The organism is Adlercreutzia rubneri, from assembly GCF_009755265.1.
GTDB lineage: Bacteria > Actinomycetota > Coriobacteriia > Coriobacteriales > Eggerthellaceae > Adlercreutzia > Adlercreutzia rubneri.
This window is the reverse complement of record NZ_WPOO01000022.1, coordinates 21,409-40,115: the sequence shown is the minus strand read 5'-3', so window position 1 is coordinate 40,115 and position 18,707 is coordinate 21,409. Positions and strand designations below refer to the sequence as shown.

General features: G+C 64.9%; 15 protein-coding genes. 12 read left to right on the top strand and 3 right to left on the bottom strand.

Annotated elements, in window-relative coordinates:
* Nucleotides 1–323 precede the first annotated feature (323 nt).
* From modA to moaC, 11 genes are all read left to right on the top strand, one after another.
* Nucleotides 324–1,247: a molybdate ABC transporter substrate-binding protein gene (gene modA, locus GO707_RS10470; protein WP_157012976.1), complete on the top strand. Its 924-nt coding sequence runs from the start codon at nucleotides 324–326 to the stop codon at nucleotides 1,245–1,247.
* A gap of 125 nt (nucleotides 1,248–1,372) precedes the next feature.
* Entirely contained in the window at nucleotides 1,373–2,920 is a 1,548-nt protein-coding gene (modB, locus tag GO707_RS10465; protein WP_232325793.1) for a molybdate ABC transporter permease subunit, read from the top strand.
* Nucleotides 2,921–4,027 carry a sulfate/molybdate ABC transporter ATP-binding protein gene (locus tag GO707_RS10460; protein ID WP_157012975.1) on the top strand — a complete coding sequence of 369 codons (1,107 nt, stop codon included), beginning with the start codon at nucleotides 2,921–2,923 and terminating at the stop codon, nucleotides 4,025–4,027. It abuts the gene before it with no gap.
* A gap of 259 nt (nucleotides 4,028–4,286) precedes the next feature.
* Entirely contained in the window at nucleotides 4,287–5,057 is a 771-nt protein-coding gene (locus GO707_RS10455; RefSeq protein ID WP_227070693.1) for a hypothetical protein, read from the top strand.
* A gap of 31 nt (nucleotides 5,058–5,088) precedes the next feature.
* The gene (locus GO707_RS10450; protein WP_157012974.1) at nucleotides 5,089–7,977 is read left to right on the top strand and encodes a molybdopterin-containing oxidoreductase family protein; all 2,889 of its coding nucleotides are present in this window, start codon (nucleotides 5,089–5,091) and stop codon (nucleotides 7,975–7,977) included.
* Entirely contained in the window at nucleotides 7,977–8,588 is a 612-nt protein-coding gene (locus GO707_RS10445) for a 4Fe-4S dicluster domain-containing protein (RefSeq protein ID WP_157012973.1), read from the top strand. The genes GO707_RS10450 and GO707_RS10445 overlap by 1 nt, the downstream gene beginning before the upstream one ends.
* Nucleotides 8,589–8,847: 259 nt before the next feature.
* On the top strand, nucleotides 8,848–9,585 hold the full coding sequence (locus GO707_RS10440) for a TorD/DmsD family molecular chaperone (protein WP_114540394.1): 738 nt from the start codon (nucleotides 8,848–8,850) through the stop codon (nucleotides 9,583–9,585).
* Nucleotide 9,586: 1 nt separating this feature from the next.
* Nucleotides 9,587–10,324 (top strand): ferric reductase-like transmembrane domain-containing protein, encoded by a 738-nt coding sequence (locus tag GO707_RS10435; protein WP_157012972.1) that lies wholly within the window; start codon nucleotides 9,587–9,589, stop codon nucleotides 10,322–10,324.
* A gap of 67 nt (nucleotides 10,325–10,391) precedes the next feature.
* Nucleotides 10,392–11,957 (top strand): helix-turn-helix transcriptional regulator, encoded by a 1,566-nt coding sequence (locus GO707_RS10430; RefSeq protein WP_232325792.1) that lies wholly within the window; start codon nucleotides 10,392–10,394, stop codon nucleotides 11,955–11,957.
* 87 nt (nucleotides 11,958–12,044) lie between these two features.
* Nucleotides 12,045–13,046: a GTP 3',8-cyclase MoaA gene (gene moaA, locus GO707_RS10425; protein WP_157012971.1), complete on the top strand. Its 1,002-nt coding sequence runs from the start codon at nucleotides 12,045–12,047 to the stop codon at nucleotides 13,044–13,046.
* Nucleotides 13,047–13,228: 182 nt separating this feature from the next.
* Entirely contained in the window at nucleotides 13,229–13,729 is a 501-nt protein-coding gene (moaC, locus tag GO707_RS10420; protein ID WP_157012970.1) for a cyclic pyranopterin monophosphate synthase MoaC, read from the top strand.
* 165 nt (nucleotides 13,730–13,894) lie between these two features.
* Here moaC and GO707_RS10415 read toward each other — a convergent pair whose 3' ends face one another.
* On the bottom strand, nucleotides 13,895–15,688 hold the full coding sequence (locus tag GO707_RS10415) for an FAD-binding protein (protein WP_231699601.1): 1,794 nt from the start codon (nucleotides 15,686–15,688) through the stop codon (nucleotides 13,895–13,897).
* A 337-nt stretch (nucleotides 15,689–16,025) separates the two neighbouring features.
* Between GO707_RS10415 and GO707_RS10410 the strand changes: the two genes are divergently transcribed.
* Nucleotides 16,026–17,522, top strand: a complete 1,497-nt coding sequence (locus tag GO707_RS10410) for a response regulator transcription factor (RefSeq protein ID WP_157012969.1) — start codon at nucleotides 16,026–16,028, stop codon at nucleotides 17,520–17,522.
* An 8-nt stretch (nucleotides 17,523–17,530) separates the two neighbouring features.
* Here the strand turns inward: GO707_RS10410 and GO707_RS10405 are convergent, their stop codons facing one another.
* Nucleotides 17,531–18,208, bottom strand: coding sequence for an HAD family hydrolase (locus GO707_RS10405; protein ID WP_157012968.1), 678 nt, complete (start codon nucleotides 18,206–18,208; stop codon nucleotides 17,531–17,533).
* Nucleotides 18,209–18,214: 6 nt separating this feature from the next.
* A complete protein-coding gene (ribH, locus tag GO707_RS10400) occupies nucleotides 18,215–18,682 on the bottom strand; it encodes a 6,7-dimethyl-8-ribityllumazine synthase (protein WP_114540388.1) in 468 nt (155 codons plus the stop codon).
* Between the last annotated feature and the right edge of the window lie 25 nt (nucleotides 18,683–18,707).

The following is an 18,707-nucleotide window of genomic DNA, read 5'->3' as shown; positions in this document are numbered from 1 at the left end:
CGGCCCGCGAGAGACAAGGGCGGTACGGCTTGAACGAAGTGAGAGGCAGCGCCTTTAGACGCTGCCGGCCCCCCTCGGCCTTATAGGCCCAGAGCAAACCACCCCTTTGAGGGGTGGTTCATGATTGTCGTGCGAAGGTATCCCTCTCGCGAGGGCTGACCAAGGTCAGCCCCTGCGGATGTTTCCCATGGAGGAGCGCGAGGGGTTCGGAACCATATTCGGAGATGAGAATAATAGGGCTTGCGAATATATGAGAATAAGGATAATATATCCAAAACGCTTTATTCGCGAAGACGTATAACCTATCAGGGAGGAAGACCTCAATGCGCAAAAGTTGGAAACTCGGTGCCGTGTCGGTGGCTCTTATGGCCGCCCTGGGCCTCTTCGGCTGCTCAGGCGGCGACACTACGGAGCAGAAGGCCGACAAGCCGGCTGCCCCCCAGGCGGAAACCCAGGCTCCCGAGGAGACCAAGCCTGAGGGCGAAGCCGTGGAACTGCAGATTTTCGCCGCCAATTCCCTGACCAAGGCCATGGCCGAGGCCGAGGAACTCTACACTCAGCAGAATCCCAACGTCACCTTCGCTGATACGCAGTACGAGGCCTCTGGCACCTTGAACGAGATGCTCGGTGCTGGGCAGTACGCTGACATCCTCATCACGGCCTCCAAGGGCACGATGGACGATGCCGCGGAGAACGGCTATGTCAAGGAGGACACCCGCCAGACCATGTTCAACAACGACCTGGTCATCGTCACCAAGGAGGGCGGTGACCTGGCAGGTCAGGACATCAGCCTTGAGGACATCGCCGCCGGCAAGTACACGCTGGCCGTGGGTGACGAGAACGTGCCGGCCGGCAACTACGCCTGCCAGTCCCTGACGACGGTCGGCAGCTACATCGAGCCCGACGGGGCCACCGGCGCCGACGCCACGGGCAAGGGCGGCGAGTTCTCCGCGACCCTGCAGCCGAAGGTGACCCTCGGCGGCAAGGTGGGCGACGTGTGCAAGTATGCCGAGTCCGGCGAGGTTGACATCGCCATGGTCTACACCTCGGACGTGTACCGCATGGGCGGTGTCGCCATCTGCTCGGTGGTTCCCAACGACACCCACAAGGCCATTACCTATCCGGGCGCGGTATGCACCGACAGCAAGAGCGCCGAGACGGCACAGGCCTTCCTCGAGTGGTGCATGACCGACGAGGACGCCAACCAGATTTGGGAGAAGTGGGGCTTCGAGCTCGCCCAGAACTAAGGCATTCGCGGTAGAATAACTACGAGCTGCAAAGCGCGTCTTAGTACGCAAGGGCATCTCGTCGGGCGGGCGGGGCGCAAAGCCTCGCCCGTCTGGTGTGCAAGAGGTCAATGAGAGTGGTGGCTATGGAAACAGCGAAAGCGGCCGGCGTGAGGCGATCTGCGACGGGGTTCGCGGCTTCGGTGCTCAGGGCGGTTGCAGCTGCGATTCTTGCAGGCGGGATGCTGGGGGCCTGCATGGTCGTGGCACCCTCTTCGGCTTGGGCTGCCGATGCGGAGCAGGCCGTCCAGGATGCCGAGGTTGAGATTTCCGCTGACGGCGATGCGGCCCGCATGGAAGGCTGCGACTTCGCTGTGGAGGGCTTCGAATGTTCGCGCACGGGATCCGCGCGCGACATTGACGGCTTCAGCTACGGCTACACCTACCGGCTTTCAGGCACCGACCGCGTGGCTATCGTCAACACGGCCGACTACGCCGTGCTCTTCATTCCCCGGACGGTGGCCGACGAGTTCGGCATCGAGGACGAGGGCAGCTCTCAGGTGCAGGAAATAAAGACCTACTTGGCGGCCCTGGATGAGAACTTCTCCACGGGGGTGAACCCGCTGGCGAGCCAAGAGGAATGGAAGGTGCTCATTGCCGATGCGGAAGGCACTGAGGGAGCATCGCTCGCCGTGGGCGACGTGGTATTCACCTTCGGACGCGAGATCTCGGAGGGCCGCTTCTACGTGACCATCGAGGGTCCCGACGACACCTTCGACGTGAAGAGCGAGGTGCGACCGTCCCAGATGGACAGCGGGCTCCTCGTGCCGGCGGAGGGCGCCGTCATCGCCCAGAAGGGCGGCCCGCTTGAGCAGGTGGGGGAGTTTCTCTCGTCCATGGACTACTCGCCTTTATGGGTGACGCTCAAGACCTGCGGCGTGGCCATTGTGTTCGTGTTCTTCCTGGGGCTGGCCGCCGCATATTTCACGCTGCGCATCTCGAAGCGCGCCCAGGATATCTTCGATACCATCTTCACCATTCCCATGGTGCTGCCGCCGACGGTCTGCGGCTTCCTTCTGTTGTCGGCGCTCGGGCGCAACACGGCCTTCGGGCGCTTCTTCCAGGAGATCGGATTCCCGCTCGTGTTCAGCTGGCAGGCCACGGTCCTCGCTGCGGTGGTGGTGGCCTTCCCGCTCATGTATCGCAGCGCCCGGGGCGCCTTCGAGAGCTTGGATCCGAACATGCTCGACGCGGCCCGTACCTTGGGCTGGTCCAACGGGCGCATCTTCCTGCGCCTCATGCTGCCCTTGGCCTGGTCGTCCATCGCCTCGGGCACGGTGCTCGCCTTCGCCCGGGCCTTGGGCGAGTTCGGGTGCACGCTGTTTCTGGCGGGCAACCAACTGGGCAGCACCCGCACCATCCCCATTGCCATTTACTTCGAGTGGATGAACGGCAACACCGAGGCCACCTGGTTTTGGACGATCGTGCTTTTGGTGTTCAGCTTCCTCGTGATTTTGTTCATCAACCTATGGAGCCGGCATACCACGCGCTATCGCCAGAAGAGCAGCCACGAGGGGCGCTCGCCCAAGCCGCGGAGAAACGGCACGCGGGGCGGCGGCCGAAGGAGGAGCGCGAAGGGCCTTCGGGAGGACAGTGCCGGAAGTGCCGACGTTCTGGGAGAGGGGGTGGCCTAGATGAGCCTGGACGTGCGCATCAAGAAGAGCTTCGGCGACTACACCCTGGACGTGGCTTTTGCGGGCGGCGATGAGACTTTGGGCTTTCTGGGGGCCTCCGGGTGCGGCAAGAGCCTCACGCTGCGCTGCATCGCGGGCATCGAGACGCCGGATGAGGGCCGGATCGTTGTGAATGGCAAGGTGTTCTTCGATTCCGAGCAGAAGATCAACCTGACGCCGCAGCAACGTAAAACGGCCCTTCTGTTCCAGAACTACATGCTGTTTCCTAACCTGACGGTGGCGGATAACATCGGCGCGGGCATCGGGCGCGAGGTGCCGAGGGCGGAGCGCGAGCGCATCGTATCCGAGGAGCTGGAGCGTTTCGGCCTGCGCGGTTTCGGGCAGCGCTATCCGGCCCAGCTCTCCGGTGGCCAGCAGCAACGCGTGGCCCTGGCCCGTATGCTGGCGGCGCGGCCGGGCATCCTCATGCTGGACGAGCCCTTCAGCGCCCTGGACTCTCACTTGAAAGGGGTTCTCGAGCAGAACCTCGTGAGCCTGTTCGAAGCTTTTGAGGGAACGATCTTATATGTGAGCCACGATATCGACGAGTCGCTGCGGTTCTGCGACCGCATCGCGGTGGTGGATGCCGGGCGCATCGTGGAGATGGATCGGGGGCGGGAGCTGGTGAACCGTCCGCAGTCGGTGGCGGGGCTGAAGCTGTCGGGCTGCAAGAACGCTCCGGCGGCGGAGTACGCCGGGCCGCACGCGGTGCACGTCCCCCCGTGGGGCATTGACGTGCATACGGCCCAGGAAGTGCCGCGAGATGTGAAGTGCCTGGGCCTTCGCGCCTTCTATGTGGAGAGGGCGGAGGGCCCCGGCGAGAACTGCTACCGCGTTCGCGTCGATCGGGTGAGCGATGCCCGCTTCGAGCGCATGGCGCTTCTGGGCTTTCTCGATCGCGACGATGCGGATGGCGCCGCTGTCGCCTTCGAGACGAACGAGATGAGCTACCTGCACCAGCATATGTTCTGGCGCGTGAGCATGCGCGAAGGCGTTGCGTTGCCGGAGGTGGGGGAGAGGCTGTGGGTGCGCATCCCTCCGGACAAGGTGTATCTGGTGAGTCGATAATTCCACTCATCAAAAAGTGCGAGCAAAAGCGCAGGTAAAACGGGTCACTCACCCAGCCTGCGTGAGATTTTTGCGCCCATTTTCTCAATTTCAGGCAGTCTGCGGGTAGTCGTTTTCAATCCCAATCGCCTATAGTTCCGACCCGTGGAACCGCTTCGAAAACCTCCGAGACATAGTTGGTGCGAGGAGGCGAAGCGGCAAGGAGGAGAACCAAATAGGTAAGAGGGGAGGGTCGCATCCGCTGCGATGCGAAGCATGCATGGCTGATTTTGAAACCCGCGAAATGCCGCGAGACGATTCCCAGGAGCGCGAGGAGGCAGCCGCCGAGGCGGCGATGGATGTTGCCGCGCTCGCTGCTGACGATTTGCCCGACGCCGCCGAACTCACCTTCGAGGAGAAGCTCGCGGAGCTGAACCGCACGGTGATGCGTCATCCCTTGAACCGCGAGATCCTGTACAAGACCCTCGCCTTCTGCGCCGAGGAGCGCCCGCTTCGCGAGGCGGAGGACTTCATCGCGGCGCTCCCCCAGTTCGAGCGCGCCACCCAGAACCAGTTCTATATGCTGATGTCCCTTGTTCGCTCCTACGGCCTCGACATGATCGAGCGCGACGAGGACGGCAACCGCGTTTTGCCCGAGCAGAAGGAGGGGCTCTCCGAAGACGAGGTCGACGATCTCGTGGCCGAGATCTCGTTCAAGAGCACGGATGTGGGCGACTGGTTCGTCGATTACAACAAGCCGTCCGCGCGCCTCGTGGATCTGCTTCATCTTGTGCCCGAACGCACCGATACCTACATCGAACTTTTGGAATTCGTCGAGGCGGCCCCGCGCCCCTACGGGCAGATCGAGGAGCTGCTCTTGGGCAGGCCCGCTCTTCAGACGGTGATCGACGGTCGCGTCGAGACCATGCAGCCGTCGGTATTTGTGGACAAGCTCGAGCGCGCTGGCGCTCTGGTTTGGAAAGAAGGTTGGACGTTGACCGAGGAGGGAAGGGAGTTTCTGGAAGATCTGAAGGTGAACGGACAAGCGTAATCACGTGTAAGCAAGAGGAGAGGAAGACAATATGTCAAAAACGAATTTGACACGTCGCAGCTTCGTCAAAGTGTCCGCTCTCGCGGGCGCGGCCGCTGCGGTGGGCGCCTCCATGGCCGGCTGCATGCAGGAAGCTGCGCCGGAAGAGGAGCTCGCCGGTACCGGCGAGGCGGGCGTCTCGAGCACCGAGGGCCTGACGAAGATGCGCACGAGCTGCCATGGCTGCATTCAGATGTGCCCGGCCATCGCCTACCTGAAGGACGGCGTGGTCGTGCGGCTCGAGGGCGATCCGGAGGCCCCGGTGTCCCGCGGCAGCCTCTGCATCAAGGGCCTCAACCAGCTGCACACCATGTACAGCCCGCGCCGCATCCTGCACCCCCTGCGCCGGGCCGGCGAGCGCGGCGAGAACAAGTGGGAGGTCATCTCCTGGGACGAGGCCATCACCGAGGCGGCCACCCATATCAAGGACGCTATCGACCAGTACGGCAACTACGCGTTCTTCGCCAGCGTGGGCGGCGGCGGCTCCTACTCGTTCATGGAGGCCATGACGCTTCCCATGGCCTTCGGTAGCCCGACCGTCTTCGAACCCGGCTGCGCCCAGTGCTACCTGCCCCGTTGGGCCCTCTCGAAGCTCTTCTACGGCGGCGACGACCAGTCCATCGCCGACAACGCCGTCCAGGAGATCTTCAAGGTGAACGACAACAAGACCGAGGTCGTGGTCATCTGGGGCGCCCAGCCCTCCGTGTCCGAGACCGCCGAGTCCGGCCGCGGCATGGCGGAGCTCCGCGCCGCCGGCGTGAAGACCGTGGTCGTCGACCCGAACTTCTCGCCCGACGCCGTGAAGGCCGACGTGTGGCTGCCCGTACGTCCCGGCACCGACACGAAGCTTCTGCTCTCGTGGTTCCGCTACATCTTCGAGAACAAGCTCTACGACGAGGAGTTCACGAAGTACTGGACGAACCTGCCCTTCCTGATTGACCCGGACACGAAGCTGCCCGTGAAGGCGCAGGAACTGTTCCCCGACTTCAAGCAGACGACGCCCGAGAACACCCCGGCCTACGTGTGCTTCGATCTGAAGACGAACGCCGTAGCGCCCTTCGAGTACTCCGCTCCCGCCGATTCGGCCGTGGATCCCGAGATCTTCTGGGCCGGCGAGTTCAACGGCAAGCAGTACAAGACCGCCGGTCAGATCTACAAGGAGGAGGCCGATCCCTGGACGCTCGAGAAGACGGCCGAGGAGTGCTGGCTGCAAGCGGATAAGATCGAAGAGGCCATCAAGCTCTATGTTGAGAACAACGGCGGCATCGCCAACGGCGTGGCCTCCGACATGACTGAGTCCGCCTCCCAGGTGCCGCTCGGCTGCATGGGCCTCGACTCCATCATGGGCCGCATCAACAAGCCCGGCGTCACCATGACCCAGAAGGGCGGCGGCTACTTCGCCACCATGACCGACACCGGTGAGACCAAGCTGGTGCGCCCGGTCACCTACAACAACGGCTTCGGCGGCATGTTCTCCGACATGTACGGCGTCGGCGCGGTCATCGGCATGTCCGATGCCGAGAACGAGGCGCGCATCAAGCAGCTCGGCGAGGCCATGCCCGACTCCCAGCGCATCCTGAACAAGCTTCTGCAGGATCGTCTGGGCATGAAGGATCACAAGGGCCTCTACGCCTGGTGCCACTCCCACATCCCCACGGTGCGCAACGCCATCGCCACCGGCGAGCCCTTCAAGCCGCGCGTGTGGTTCGACATGTCCGGCAACAAGCTGGCCATGCTCGGCAACGCGAAGTCCTGGTACGACGTGTTCCCCGAGGTGGACTACATCATCGGCCAGTACCCGATGCTCACCTCCTTCCACATCGAGGCGTGCGATCTGGTCTTCCCGCTGCGCGAGTGGCTGGAAGAGCCCATGGTGAACATGACCCAGCTGGACACCCAGTGGCTGCAGAACGAGTGCGTGCACATCGGCGAGACCGTGTCGCACTCCATCCCGGCGGCCCAGGTGGTGGCCAAGTGCCGCGAGATGTGGGGCGGCCACATCCCGAACGGCCTGGAATTGGGCGATGGCACGGCTTATCTGGGCAGCGCCACCGAGGCCGAGGTCAAGCAGGGCGTTGCCGACACGCTCGGCGCTCCCGACTGGGAGACCCTGCAGGCGAACACCGACGAGTACGTGCCGTTCGTGACGCCGGACTACTGGAATTACAACCAGCACGAGCAGATCGCCGACGACGGCCTGCCCTCCGGCTTTGCCACCGAGTCCCGCAAGGTGGAGACCTACTGCCAGATGCTCATCCGCATGGCTCGCAACGGGTACCCGTACTGCTATCCGGAGCCCCAGGAGGCCTGCGAGGACTACAGCCCCATCTGCGTGCCCATCGAGCCGGTCGAGTCCCCCTACGAGGGCATGCCGGGCTACGATCCCGAGTACCCGTTCGTGCTCACGAGCGGACGTGTGCCCTACTTCCACCACGGCACCATGCGCCATGCTCCCTTCAGCCGCGAGCTGTTCCCCTGCGCCGAGATCCGCATCAACCCGGCCAGCGCCAAGGAGCTCGGCATCGAGCACATGGACTGGGTCAAGGTCACCAGCCGCCGCGGCGAGGTGCATGCCCGCGCCTACCTGACCGAGGGCGTCCACCCCAAGACCGTGTGGATGGAGCGCTTCTGGAACCCCGAGTGCTTCGACGCCTCCCAGGCCAACCCCACCGGCGGCTGGCGCGAGTGCAACGTCAACGTGCTCACCAAGAACGACGCCCCCTTCAACGAGGTCTACGGCTCCTACACCAACCGCGGCTTCACGGTGAAGATCGAGAAGTCCGAGCGTCCTGCCAACATTTGGGTGGAGGCTGAGGAGTTCGAGCCCTTCATGCCCACTCAGGAAATGCTCGCTGAAGCCCAGACGAAGGATGTGTTCTAATGAAAAATACGCTTGTCATCGACCTGGACCGCTGCTCGGGCTGCGACTCCTGCGTGGCCGCCTGCAAGATGGAGAACCAGATGAACCTGGGCGTGGTGCGCAACCACGTGTCCGCCATCGGCCCCACCGGCACCTTCCCGGACATCGAGATGTACTGGCTGCCCATGCAGTGCCAGCAGTGCGAGAATCCCGGCTGCATCGAAGTGTGCCCCACCGGCGCCTCCTACCGCGACGAGGAGACCGGCATCGTGCTCGTGAACGCCGAGGATTGCATCGGCTGCGAGAGCTGTCTGACGGGCTGCCCCTACGGCGTGCGCCAGCTGAACCCGAAGACCAACACCATCGAGAAGTGCACGCTGTGCTTCCAGCGCAAAAACGACGAGAACTGGGTGCCGGCCTGCGTGCACAACTGCTGCTGCGGCGCTCGCACCTTCGGAGACTTGGACGATCCGAACTCCGAGGCCGCGAAGGTCGTGGCTGCCGCCGGCGAGAACGCGCACTACCTGTTCGATCCGGCCGACCTGCATCCCACGACGGTCTACATCCTCTCGGAGAAGACCGCCAAGTGGCAGGAGGAGCCCGTCGAGGTCACCCGCTACGAGAAGAAGTAGCCATTTTGCGTGAGGGGTGCGCTTGCACCAGCCCGTAGGTGCGCCCCTCGGTTTTCGGTTGCCCCGACCGTCGCTCCCTCCCTTTTGGCGGTCGGGCGCTCTTGCGGGTTCGCAGTTTGAACCCGCAGGACGGGGGCTGCTGCTTTGGTGCGCCGGTGCGCCGCTTTTTCGAGGTCGCAGTTCCTGTCCTGCGGAGCGCTCTGGCGCTACGCGGTTTGTGCCCAACGAGGACGGGCGAGTCTGAGAGGAGAGGGGATACATGGTAGATGAGATGAGCGTCGCTGCGGCCGATGAGGCTGTGGTGACGGAGGACATGATCGCGGCCCTCAAGGGTCGCGCGGCGTTCTACGACCTTTTGGCGGCCATCTACTTCCGGCCGTTGACGGCTGAGCAAATCGATAACATCGCCGAGATGGATTGGTCGGAATATGCCGATGTGAACGAGCTGTTCGCCGACGGGGTGAACGATATCACGCGCTATTTGCGCAAGCGGAACTCCGGCACGCGCCAGGCGCTGGCCGTGGACTTCACTTCCGCCTTCGCCGGAACCTCCTCGTGGAAGGGCCGCTACGCGGTGCCCTACGAGAGCGTGCACACGAGCGAAGAGGGGCTCATGTTCCAGGACGCTTACCACGAGGTTTTCCAGCTGTACAAGGCCAACCACGTGGCCAAGGCCGAGGGCTACGACTTCCCCCACGATCACCTGTCGTTCATGTGCGAGTTCCTCGTGGTGCTCTCAGATCGCATCATTGCCGCCCTTGAGGCCGGCGACGACGCGGAGGCCCTGCGTCAGGTTCGCACGTCCCGCGCGTTCCTCGCCGACCATATCCTCTCGTGGTTCGACACGTTCCAGGATCTGGCGCTTCTGCTTTTGGAGACGCGCTTCTATCGGGGCGTCTTGAAGATTTCCAAGGGTTTCTTCCTCGAGGACGCCGAGCTTTTGGATGCTATCGCCGTCGAGCTCGAGCAGCGCCTCGAGGTGCGAGAGGAGAGGTAACATGGACTTCGCGATCATCCTTGCAGTCACCATCGTCGGCTGCTTCGCCCTGCGCAACCCCTTGAAGGCGCTTCCGGTCGCGTTCTACGCCGCCGCCATCGCCATCGACGTCGTCTACGTGTACGGCGTGTTCTTCGGGCTGCCGCGCGCCATTTGGAGCCCGCTGTTCGTCCTCATCCAGAAGTGCGAGCTGTCGCTGGCCCTGTTCGTGGTCGTCATGTTCATCGGATGCCTGAACCGGGACGGCCGCGCCTATCACTGGCTGAAGCCCGTGCGCAGCGAGCTGTCCATCGTGGCGTGGTTCCTCTCGCTCGGGCACATGGCCGTGTACCTGGAGAGCTACCTGCCGCGCCTTCTCGGCGGCGGCGAGATCGGGGGCAACGTCATGGGCGCCTTCGTTTTGGCGGTCGTGCTGCTCGTGCTGCTCGTCGTGCTCGGCGTGACGTCCTTCGCCTTCGTGAAGCGGCAGATGTCCACGGCCTCGTGGAAGAAGGTGCAGAAGCTGGCCTACCCGTTCTTCGGGCTGGTGTACGTGCACCTGCTGCTGATGCTTTTGCCCTCGGCCCTGCACGGCGGCCTCGCCGCCCAGGCCTCGGTGGTCGTGTACTCGGTGGTGTTCGTCGGCTATGCCCTCTGCCGCGTGGGCCGGGCGTTGGTCGACCGGAGCGCCGAGGATGCCGTGTCCGCGTCCAACGACCCGACTCCCGCCATCTCCGACGAACCGGAAATGGTATCGTAGGCCAATCGGATCACATCGAGGAGCGCTCGGCTGTCGCCGGGCGCTCCTTGCGCTAGGGAGGGCAGTGATGGCCGAGACGAAAAACTTCATGGCGAAGCTCGTGCGCGCGTGGCCGGCATTGCCGTACATGGCCTTGGGGGCCCTGCTAGCTTCGGTCTATATAGCGAGCTCGGGAACGGCGTGGCTGTCTGATAGCGAGATCAACGGCGGAAACCTTTCGGTGCTGACGGTGACCATGAGCCTGTCGGCCGGCGGCCTCATGCTGTTGTCCACGTTCGCAGTGCCCCGGGTGCGCTCGTGGCTCGAGCGCCCGACGGCGTGCCTTTGGGCGGGGGCGGTCTCCTCGCTCGGCGCCCTCATCGTCATACTTATCGGGCCCTATTATTTGACGCCGATGCTGCCTTATCCCGTTATCCGATCGCTTTTCTTCATCGGCGGCATACTATTCGGCGTGGGGCTCGGGGCGATCGCCCTGCGTTGCGGGCAGCTCTACGGCGCGCTGCCGCCGCGCCAGGTCATCCTGTACGTGGCCTACTCCCAGTTCGTCGTGGGAGCCTCCTTCTTCATTGTGCTGGGATCGCCCGCCTGGGCGCCGGTTCCCGGCGGTCCCAGCTTGGCGGGCATGGCTTCGTTCGTGCTGCTGCCTTTGGCGGCCGGCATCTTGGCATCGTTCTCCCGCCATATCGAGCAGCCGACGCCCACTCTTGTGCGCGACCATTCGCGCCGGTCGCTGCCGAAGTCGTTCTGGAAGCTTCTGGCCGTGGTCTTCGTGTTCTCCTGCATCGTGTCCTCGGTGTACGCATCCACGGTGGCGGTCTCCTCCATCGAGACGACGCTGTCCGGGTCGCGTCTCGTCATGCTCGCGCGCATGCTTCTGGCGTTGGTTTTGGCGGTGGTGGCCGTGGGCATCGAGGGGGATCGACTCAACTTCGGGAAGCTGTACTCGGTGGTGATGGTGGCCTCCGTGGCGCTTGTCGCCTGCCTGCCCTTGGTAACGGTGCTGCATACCGTGCTCGCCCAGGTGGTGCCGCTGTCCAGCGTCGTGTTCGAGCTGTTCCTGTGGTGCATTCTCGCCTTCATCGTCTTCCAGCGGCGCACCTCCGCGGTCATCGTGTTCGGCTACGGCTACGGCGCCTACCAGCTTGGCAACGGCATCGGCTGGCTCTTCGGGGCGCAGCTTTTAGGGACGCTGTTCGGTGCCGTCGGCGAGGCCTTCGCCTATATGATCATGGCGCTCATCGTGCTCGCTTGCGCCTTTCTCATCTTCTCCGAGCGCGAGTTCGACCGATTGTTCGTGCCGGGGGAGGAGGGCGCCCCCTCGCTTGACGAGCTGCTGATGAGGGATCTTGCCGCCGAGAGCGAGGGGCCGGCCCGCGAGGACGAGCCGGTGCGCAAGGGACGCTTCGGTCTGGCGATCGAGGCTTTGGCCGCAGACTACCAGCTCTCTCCCCGGGAGACCGACGTGCTGCGCTGTCTGGCCATGGGCTACAACTCGTCCACCACGGCGAGCAAGCTCAGCATCTCCTGGAACACGGTGCGCACCCATACGCGCAACGTCTACGGCAAGCTGGGCGTTCATTCCCAGCAGGAGCTGATTGCCATGGTGGATGACGTCACGGCGGCCGAGGGGTAGGATATCTCGCGGCGCTCCTCGATGCGGATTGCGGTTTATTTCGAGTTCGATATAATAAGCAGTCAAAACACGTTGCGAGGGGTGACTTTGAAAGACTCACACGGTCGTACTATCGATTATCTGCGCATATCGCTGACGGATCGCTGCAATTTCCGCTGCGTCTACTGCATGCCCGAGGAGGGCGTGTGCGCGATGTCCCATGACGAGATCCTGCGCATCGAGGAGATCGAGCGGCTGGTGGCCGTGGCCGCCGGGCTCGGCATCCGCTCGGTTCGCCTCACGGGCGGCGAGCCGTTGGTGCGCAAGGGCGTGGTTGAGCTGGTGGACGCCATCACCGGCATCGAGGGCATCGAGAACGTCTCCATGACCACCAACGGGGTTCTTCTGCCCCGCATGATCGGCGATTTGAAGGCAGCGGGGCTTTCGCGGGTCAACATCTCGCTTGACACCCTGGATCCGGTGCAGTTCCACGAGATCACGCGCACGGGCCGTTTGGAGGACACCCTCGCCGGCATCGACGCGGCGCTCGCCGCAGGGCTCAATCCCGTGAAGGTGAACGCCGTGGCCGTGCGCAGCCTTGACCAGGACTTTTTGGAGTTCGCGAAGCTCTCCATCGATCGGCCGCTGCACGTGCGCTTCATCGAGTACATGCCCGTGGGCGATACAAGCGTCGACGCCGGCACCGGCTGGGGCAAGGAGGATGTCATCCCCTCCGAGGAGTTGTTCGACATCATCAACGAGCGCGCCCGTGCGGCGGGGCTGCCCGAGCTGCGCCCGGCCGGGGCGACGAAGCCTCTGGGCTGGGGTCCGGCGCGCTACTTCGAGTTCCCCGACGCGCTGGGCACCGTGGGCTTCATCAGCCCGCTGTCGCGCCACTTCTGCAGCGAGTGCAACCGCCTGCGCGTGACCGCCGACGGCAAGGTGCGCCCGTGTTTGTTCTCTGATACCGAGTACGATGTGCGCACGGCCCTGCGCGAGGGCGATGACGCCGCAGTGCGCGACGTGCTGCTGACGGCTCTCGGCGCCAAGCCCGACGACCACCATGACAAAGTGGGCACCGACCGCAAGATGAGCCAGATCGGCGGCTAGCTTTCTTCCGGGTTGTCCGGGTTCGCGCTCGGGGCAAGGGCGCCGTGCTCAGACAGTCCTCGCTTGGTGGAACAGCCCACTGGGCTGTTCCAGTCGCTGCGGAACTCCGCGCGGACCCTCGCCCCGAGCGCGAACCCTCCTCTTCCAAGAATGCCTTCCGAACCTGCTAGAAAGGAATTGCAATGACCGAGCAGCTGACCCATATCGACGAGAACGGCGACGTGCGGATGGTGGACGTATCGCAGAAGGCCGACACCGAGCGCGTGGCCGTGGCCGAGGGCTTCATCTCCATGAAGCCGGAGACGTTGGCCCTCATCGTGGAGGGCAAGGCGGCCAAGGGCGATGTGCTCGCCTGCGCCCGGGTGGCCGGAGTGATGGCCGCGAAGAAAACGAGCGAGCTTATCCCCATGTGCCACCCGCTGAACATCACCAAGGCCAAGGTGGAGTGCGCGCCCGTGCGCGAGGGCGAGCGGGAAGACGGGCGCGTGGGTATTCACGTGACTACGATGTGCGGTGTCACGGGCAAGACCGGCATCGAGATGGAGGCGCTCACGGCGGCTTCCGTGACGTGCCTGACCGTGTACGATATGTGCAAGGCCGTGGACCGCGGCATGGAAATTTCCGATGTGCGCCTGCTGAAGAAGGACGGCGGCAAGACGGGCCTCTGGCTGCGGGAGGAGTAGATTTCCGCAGTTTGGAGAGGTTGCGACAGGAAAGCCCCCGGCCGGGGAGGGACGGCCGGGGGCTTTGTCGATGATCTGCGGGAGCCGGGAGGGCGGGCCCCGCAGCGGGAAAGGCATTTCGGGTGAGACGGGCGCGGCCAGCGGCGGCACCCGTCTCTGCCGTTTCTAGCCGAGGAATTTCGCCACGGACTTGCCGCACTCGCGGCCGAGCACCAGGGCGAAGGCCAGCGAGCAGCCGGGGATGGGGGTCACGTACTCGGTGCCGAAACGGCGGCCGCAGTCGTTGCCGGCCATGTACAGGCCGGGAATGGGCTCGTAGTTCGCATCCAAGGCGTTCTGCTCGCCGTCGGTGATGATGCCGCCCATGGTGACCATGGTCTCGCCGAGCACCGGGTCGAAGGTGCAGGCGTAGAAGGGGCCGTCCTTCACCGGGAAGAGCACCTCGGCGGCGCGGCCGAACTCCTCGTCGACGCCGGCCTCGCAGTAGCCGTTCCATCGCTCGATCTGGGCGACGAACTCCGTGGCGGCGTCGCCGGAAAGTCCCATCTGGCCGGCCAGGCCCTCCAGGGTGTCGTCGGCGATCCACTCCACCTGGGTCATGGGGCCGCCACCGCCCGGGCCGCCCTGGCCCTCTTCCTGCTCCGGTTCCTCGTAGGTGCCCTTGAACTTCGCGTAGGCCTTGTCGAGCGAGTCGCGCAGGGAGGCGATGTTCTCCTCATTGGCGGTGAAGCCGGCGTGCTGGGGCAGGGTGTACTGGCGGTACTCGGTGAAGTTGTTGTCCACCACGGCGTACTTCGTCTTGCGGCTCATGAACACGGTCTGGTACCCGCGCTGCTCGGAAGTGGGGTAGTACTCGTTGGCGAAGCGGCGGCCGTTCTCGTCGATCCACACGGCCTGGGGCAGGCAGTTCATCTTGCCGGGAACCGACAGGCCCTTCATGTTCATGCCGGCAACGGGCGTGGTCTCCAGGTGAGCGCCGGCCCAGTAGGCCATCTGCACGCCGCGGCCGTCGTTGGCCGACATGGAGGTCAGCGCGTCCTCGCCGGTGAGGGCCTGGGCCATGTCGGGCATGAAGTAGGCCATCATCTCGGGGTTGCCGCCCATGCCGCCGCAGGCGCAGACGACGGCCTTGCAGTTGATCTTGATGTAGCCGTCCGCGTCAGAGGCCACAAGACCCGCCACGGCACCGTCCTGCATGATGATGTACTCGGCGGTGGTGGCGAAGTGGAACTCGGCGCCGGCCTCCTCGGCCGCGGCCTGGTTGTACATCTGGATCTTCGTCTGGTTGCACTCGCCGTAGAACGAGCACACGCTCGGCCAGAACTTGATGCCCGACAGCTCGCCCATCTGGTGCTCGGTGGGCGGGAAGAACGCCGTGGTCATAGTGGCGAAGTCCTCCTCGGTCAGGCGGTCGAGGTACCAGTTGGAGTTTTCCTCGGAGTTCTGTGCGAACTTCATGACCAGCGAGGGGTTGGGCATGTTGGAGGTGATCTTCATGAAGTTCTGGTAGAACTCCACCGGATCGATGTGCGGCACGCCGCGCTCCTGGAGGATCTTGGCGTTCAGCGAGGCGAACTCGTTGCCCACGGCCTGGTAGGAGTCCTCGGGCTGCTTCTCGATGAGGATGACCTTCTTGCCCTGCTCGGCCAGCTCGCGGCAGGCGGTGATGCCGGCGAAGCCGTGGCCGCAGACCACCGCGTCGCAGTCCCATTCCTGGGCGAAATCGGTCACCTCGGCCGGCGGCGTCATCCAGCTGGTGTCGGTGACGTTGTGGATGTGCACATCGCTGGGCGCGGAGCTGCCCGCGCTCTCGATGTGGCCGCCGTCTTCGGTCTTGGCGGTGCTGTCGCCGCCTGCCGGCGCGCAGCCGGCGAGCCCGGCGGCTCCGGCGGCCATGGCGGCCACGGCGCCCATGCCGATGAACGAGCGGCGGGACATGCCCTTGGTTGTCTTCTCCATAGTTCCCATATCCTCCCTTGGTATCGGGGCGTATCGGTCGGCGTGCACCGAAGCTCGGCGGTGCGGCCGGCGGGGCGCTCGGGGCGACTCCCCGGCCTTCTCGTCGCTCGCCTTGGTGCGGCGCCGGGGCCCATGATGGCACCGCGAGCGGCCCGCGAGGAATCGTCAGCTTGGGGGATTTCCCGGAAAGCGCCCTCGCGGAAATGGGGGAGATGGAAATAAACCGCAGGTCAGCGCCACAGGGCCAGAATGACGGCTCAGTAACGCCGTGGCAACTTCGGAAAGTTTCGCTATACTGGTGCCCGACGAAGCCGCGACAAGCCAGGGAGGGTACAGGTTGCCGCTTTCCAAATACTTCAGGCTCGAGGCGCTCACGCTCATAGCGTTTCTGGCCACCATTCCCATCTACTCGCCGAACCATCTGCTCTTCGAGACCGGCGTCTTCGACGTGCCCACGTTCATGGCGCCCTTCGCGAACACGATGCTTTTCTCCACACTCGTATTGGGCACGCTCGCCGCGCTGGCCTCGGGGCGGCGCTGCCCCGAGAGGCTCTTGGGCCGCGGATGGGTGGTGGCCGGCGTGGCCGCTTATCTTACGGGCTACGGCCTGCTTATAGCCGCGGCGGCGCTGCCGGGCGTGGGCACGGGGGCTGTGGGGGCTCTTTCGGGTTTTCTGTTGGCGGCGGGCACCGTGGAGCTGGCGGTGCTGTGGGGCAGCTACATGGCCGCCTACGACCTGCGCCAGGCGCTTTTGTGGTGCGCCCTTTCCGTGGGCTGCGCGGCGCTCGTGGGGCTTCTGCTGTCCTCCACCACCTTCGGCGTGGGGCTCATCGTGTTCGTGGTGCTGGTGCTGGCGAGCTTCCCCGTGCCCTGCCTGGCGGCGTGGAAGCGCCCGCGGGGCGGCGCGCGCCCGGGAGATCTGGGCGGCGGGGCCAAGGCGGCTGGTGCGGCATCATCCGTGCAGGAGGCGGCGGAATCTCCGGCCCCCACGCGCCGGGCGCGGCTGGCGTCTTTGGCCTCGGTGTCCGGCATGCCGCTGGCGGGCCTCATGGTGTTCGCCTTCATGATGGGGGCGCGGAAGTTCATCCTGTTCGACGTGGTGAACATGGAGCTGCTCGGCTGCGCGCTGGGGGCCGTGGTGGCGCTGCCCATCTGCCTTCTGCGCACGAGCCGGCCGCTCACCACGCTCATCTACCGGATGCTCGTGCCGGCGTTCGCCTTGGTGCTCATCGTGCTGAACAGCTTCCCCGGCACCACGATGCCGATGTTCTTCGCCGCGTGGCTCACCTACGTGTTCTACGGGGCCGTGGCCATCCTCGCCCTGGCGAGCCTGGCGGCCGTGGCCCATGCCCGGGAGTTCTCGGCCGGCTCGGTGTTCGGCACGGCGGTGGCGGCCTTCGCGCTGTTCTCGCTTCTGGGCCTGGGGTGCGCGCCCACCGCCCCCTTCCAGGAAGAGGGCGGCGGCCCGGCGCTCTTGGTGGTGAGCACGTTCTACTTCGTGGGCGTCATCGCGGCGGCGCTCTGGGGCTTTTGGCGCGCGGGCGCGGGGGAGCGCGCGGCCGACGACGGGCTGGGCGCGCGGGATGCCGGCGCGGGGGCCGACGCGCCGGCCCAAAGCGTGCAGGCGCGCTGCGAGGCCTTGGCCGACGAGGCCGGCCTAACGCCGCGGGAGCGCGAGATTTTAGGGTATCTGGGGCGCGGCCACGGCATCGCCTTTGTGGCCGCCACGCTCGTCATCTCCGAGTCCACCGTGCGCACCCACGTGAAGAGCATCTACAAGAAGCTCGGTGTGAACGGCCGCGAGGAGCTGCTCGCGAAGGTGGACGAGGGATAGGGCCAGGGCTAGGGGTGCCCGCGCGGCTTCCCGGTAAGTGCCCGCACGGCCCCTGCGATCTCGGGGGCCGTGCTCACCAGGACGTCCGCCCGGCTGAGCTCGTCTGCCGTTCCGAATCCGTAGGTGCACCCGACAAAGGGAATGTTTCCGTGCACGGCCACCTCCTGATCGTGGTGCCGGTCGCCGACCATGAGGTGGGGCTTCGGGTAACGTGCGCAAATCTGCCGGTAGATCTGCCACTTCTCCAGCCCTTCGAAGTCTTCGGCGCACCAGGCGCCGGTGAACAGGCCGCCGAGGCCGAATGCGGCAAGGTGCTCGTCGCGGTAGGAGCCGCTGCAATTTGAGAGGAACACGAGCGTGCATCCCTCCTCGCGCAGGGATTCCAGCATGGCCTTCGCGCCGGGGTACAGGCGCCCTGCGCCCGCCGCGAGCAAGCGGCGCATCTCCTCTCCGATGGCGGCCGATGCGCGCTGCCAAATCGCTTCGGGCAGCTCGGGCATGAAGGAGGCCCACATGGCGGCAGGGGAGTATCCGAGCCACGAGGCGATCTCCTCATCGGAGAACGTACGCGGGGCGGCCCAGCCATCGGTTACCAAGGCAGCATAGGCGCGGCGAAACGCCGGGCCGTACAGATGCATGGAATCGTGGAGCGTGCCATCGTAGTCGAAAAATACCGTGCCGCCCATGGGCCCCTAGCCTTCGATCTCCCGCAGAAGGTTGACCATCTCGATGGCCGACGTGGCGCAGTCGAATCCTTTGTTGCCCGCCTTGGTGCCCGCACGCTCGATTGCCTGCTCGATCGTGTCGGTGGTCACGATGCCGAACATAACGGGCACCCCGCTTTCCAGCGATACGTGGGCGATGCCCTTGGCGGCCTCGTTGCAGACCAGGTCGTAGTGGCTCGTGGCGCCGCGGATGACGGCGCCCAGGCAGATGACGGCGTCATAGCGGCCCGATTGCGCCATCTTCTGCGCGGCAAGCGGCGCCTCGAAAGCGCCGGGTACCCAGGCGATGTCGACGTCCTGCTCGCGCACGTTGTGGCGCAAAAGGCCGTCCATGGCGCCCCCGATCAGCTTGGATGTGATGAACTCGTTGAAGCGGGAGGCCACGATGCCGACCTTGATGTTCTCCGATACCAGCTTCCCTTCAAATACCGTCATGATGATCCTTTCCCAAACGTTGGTT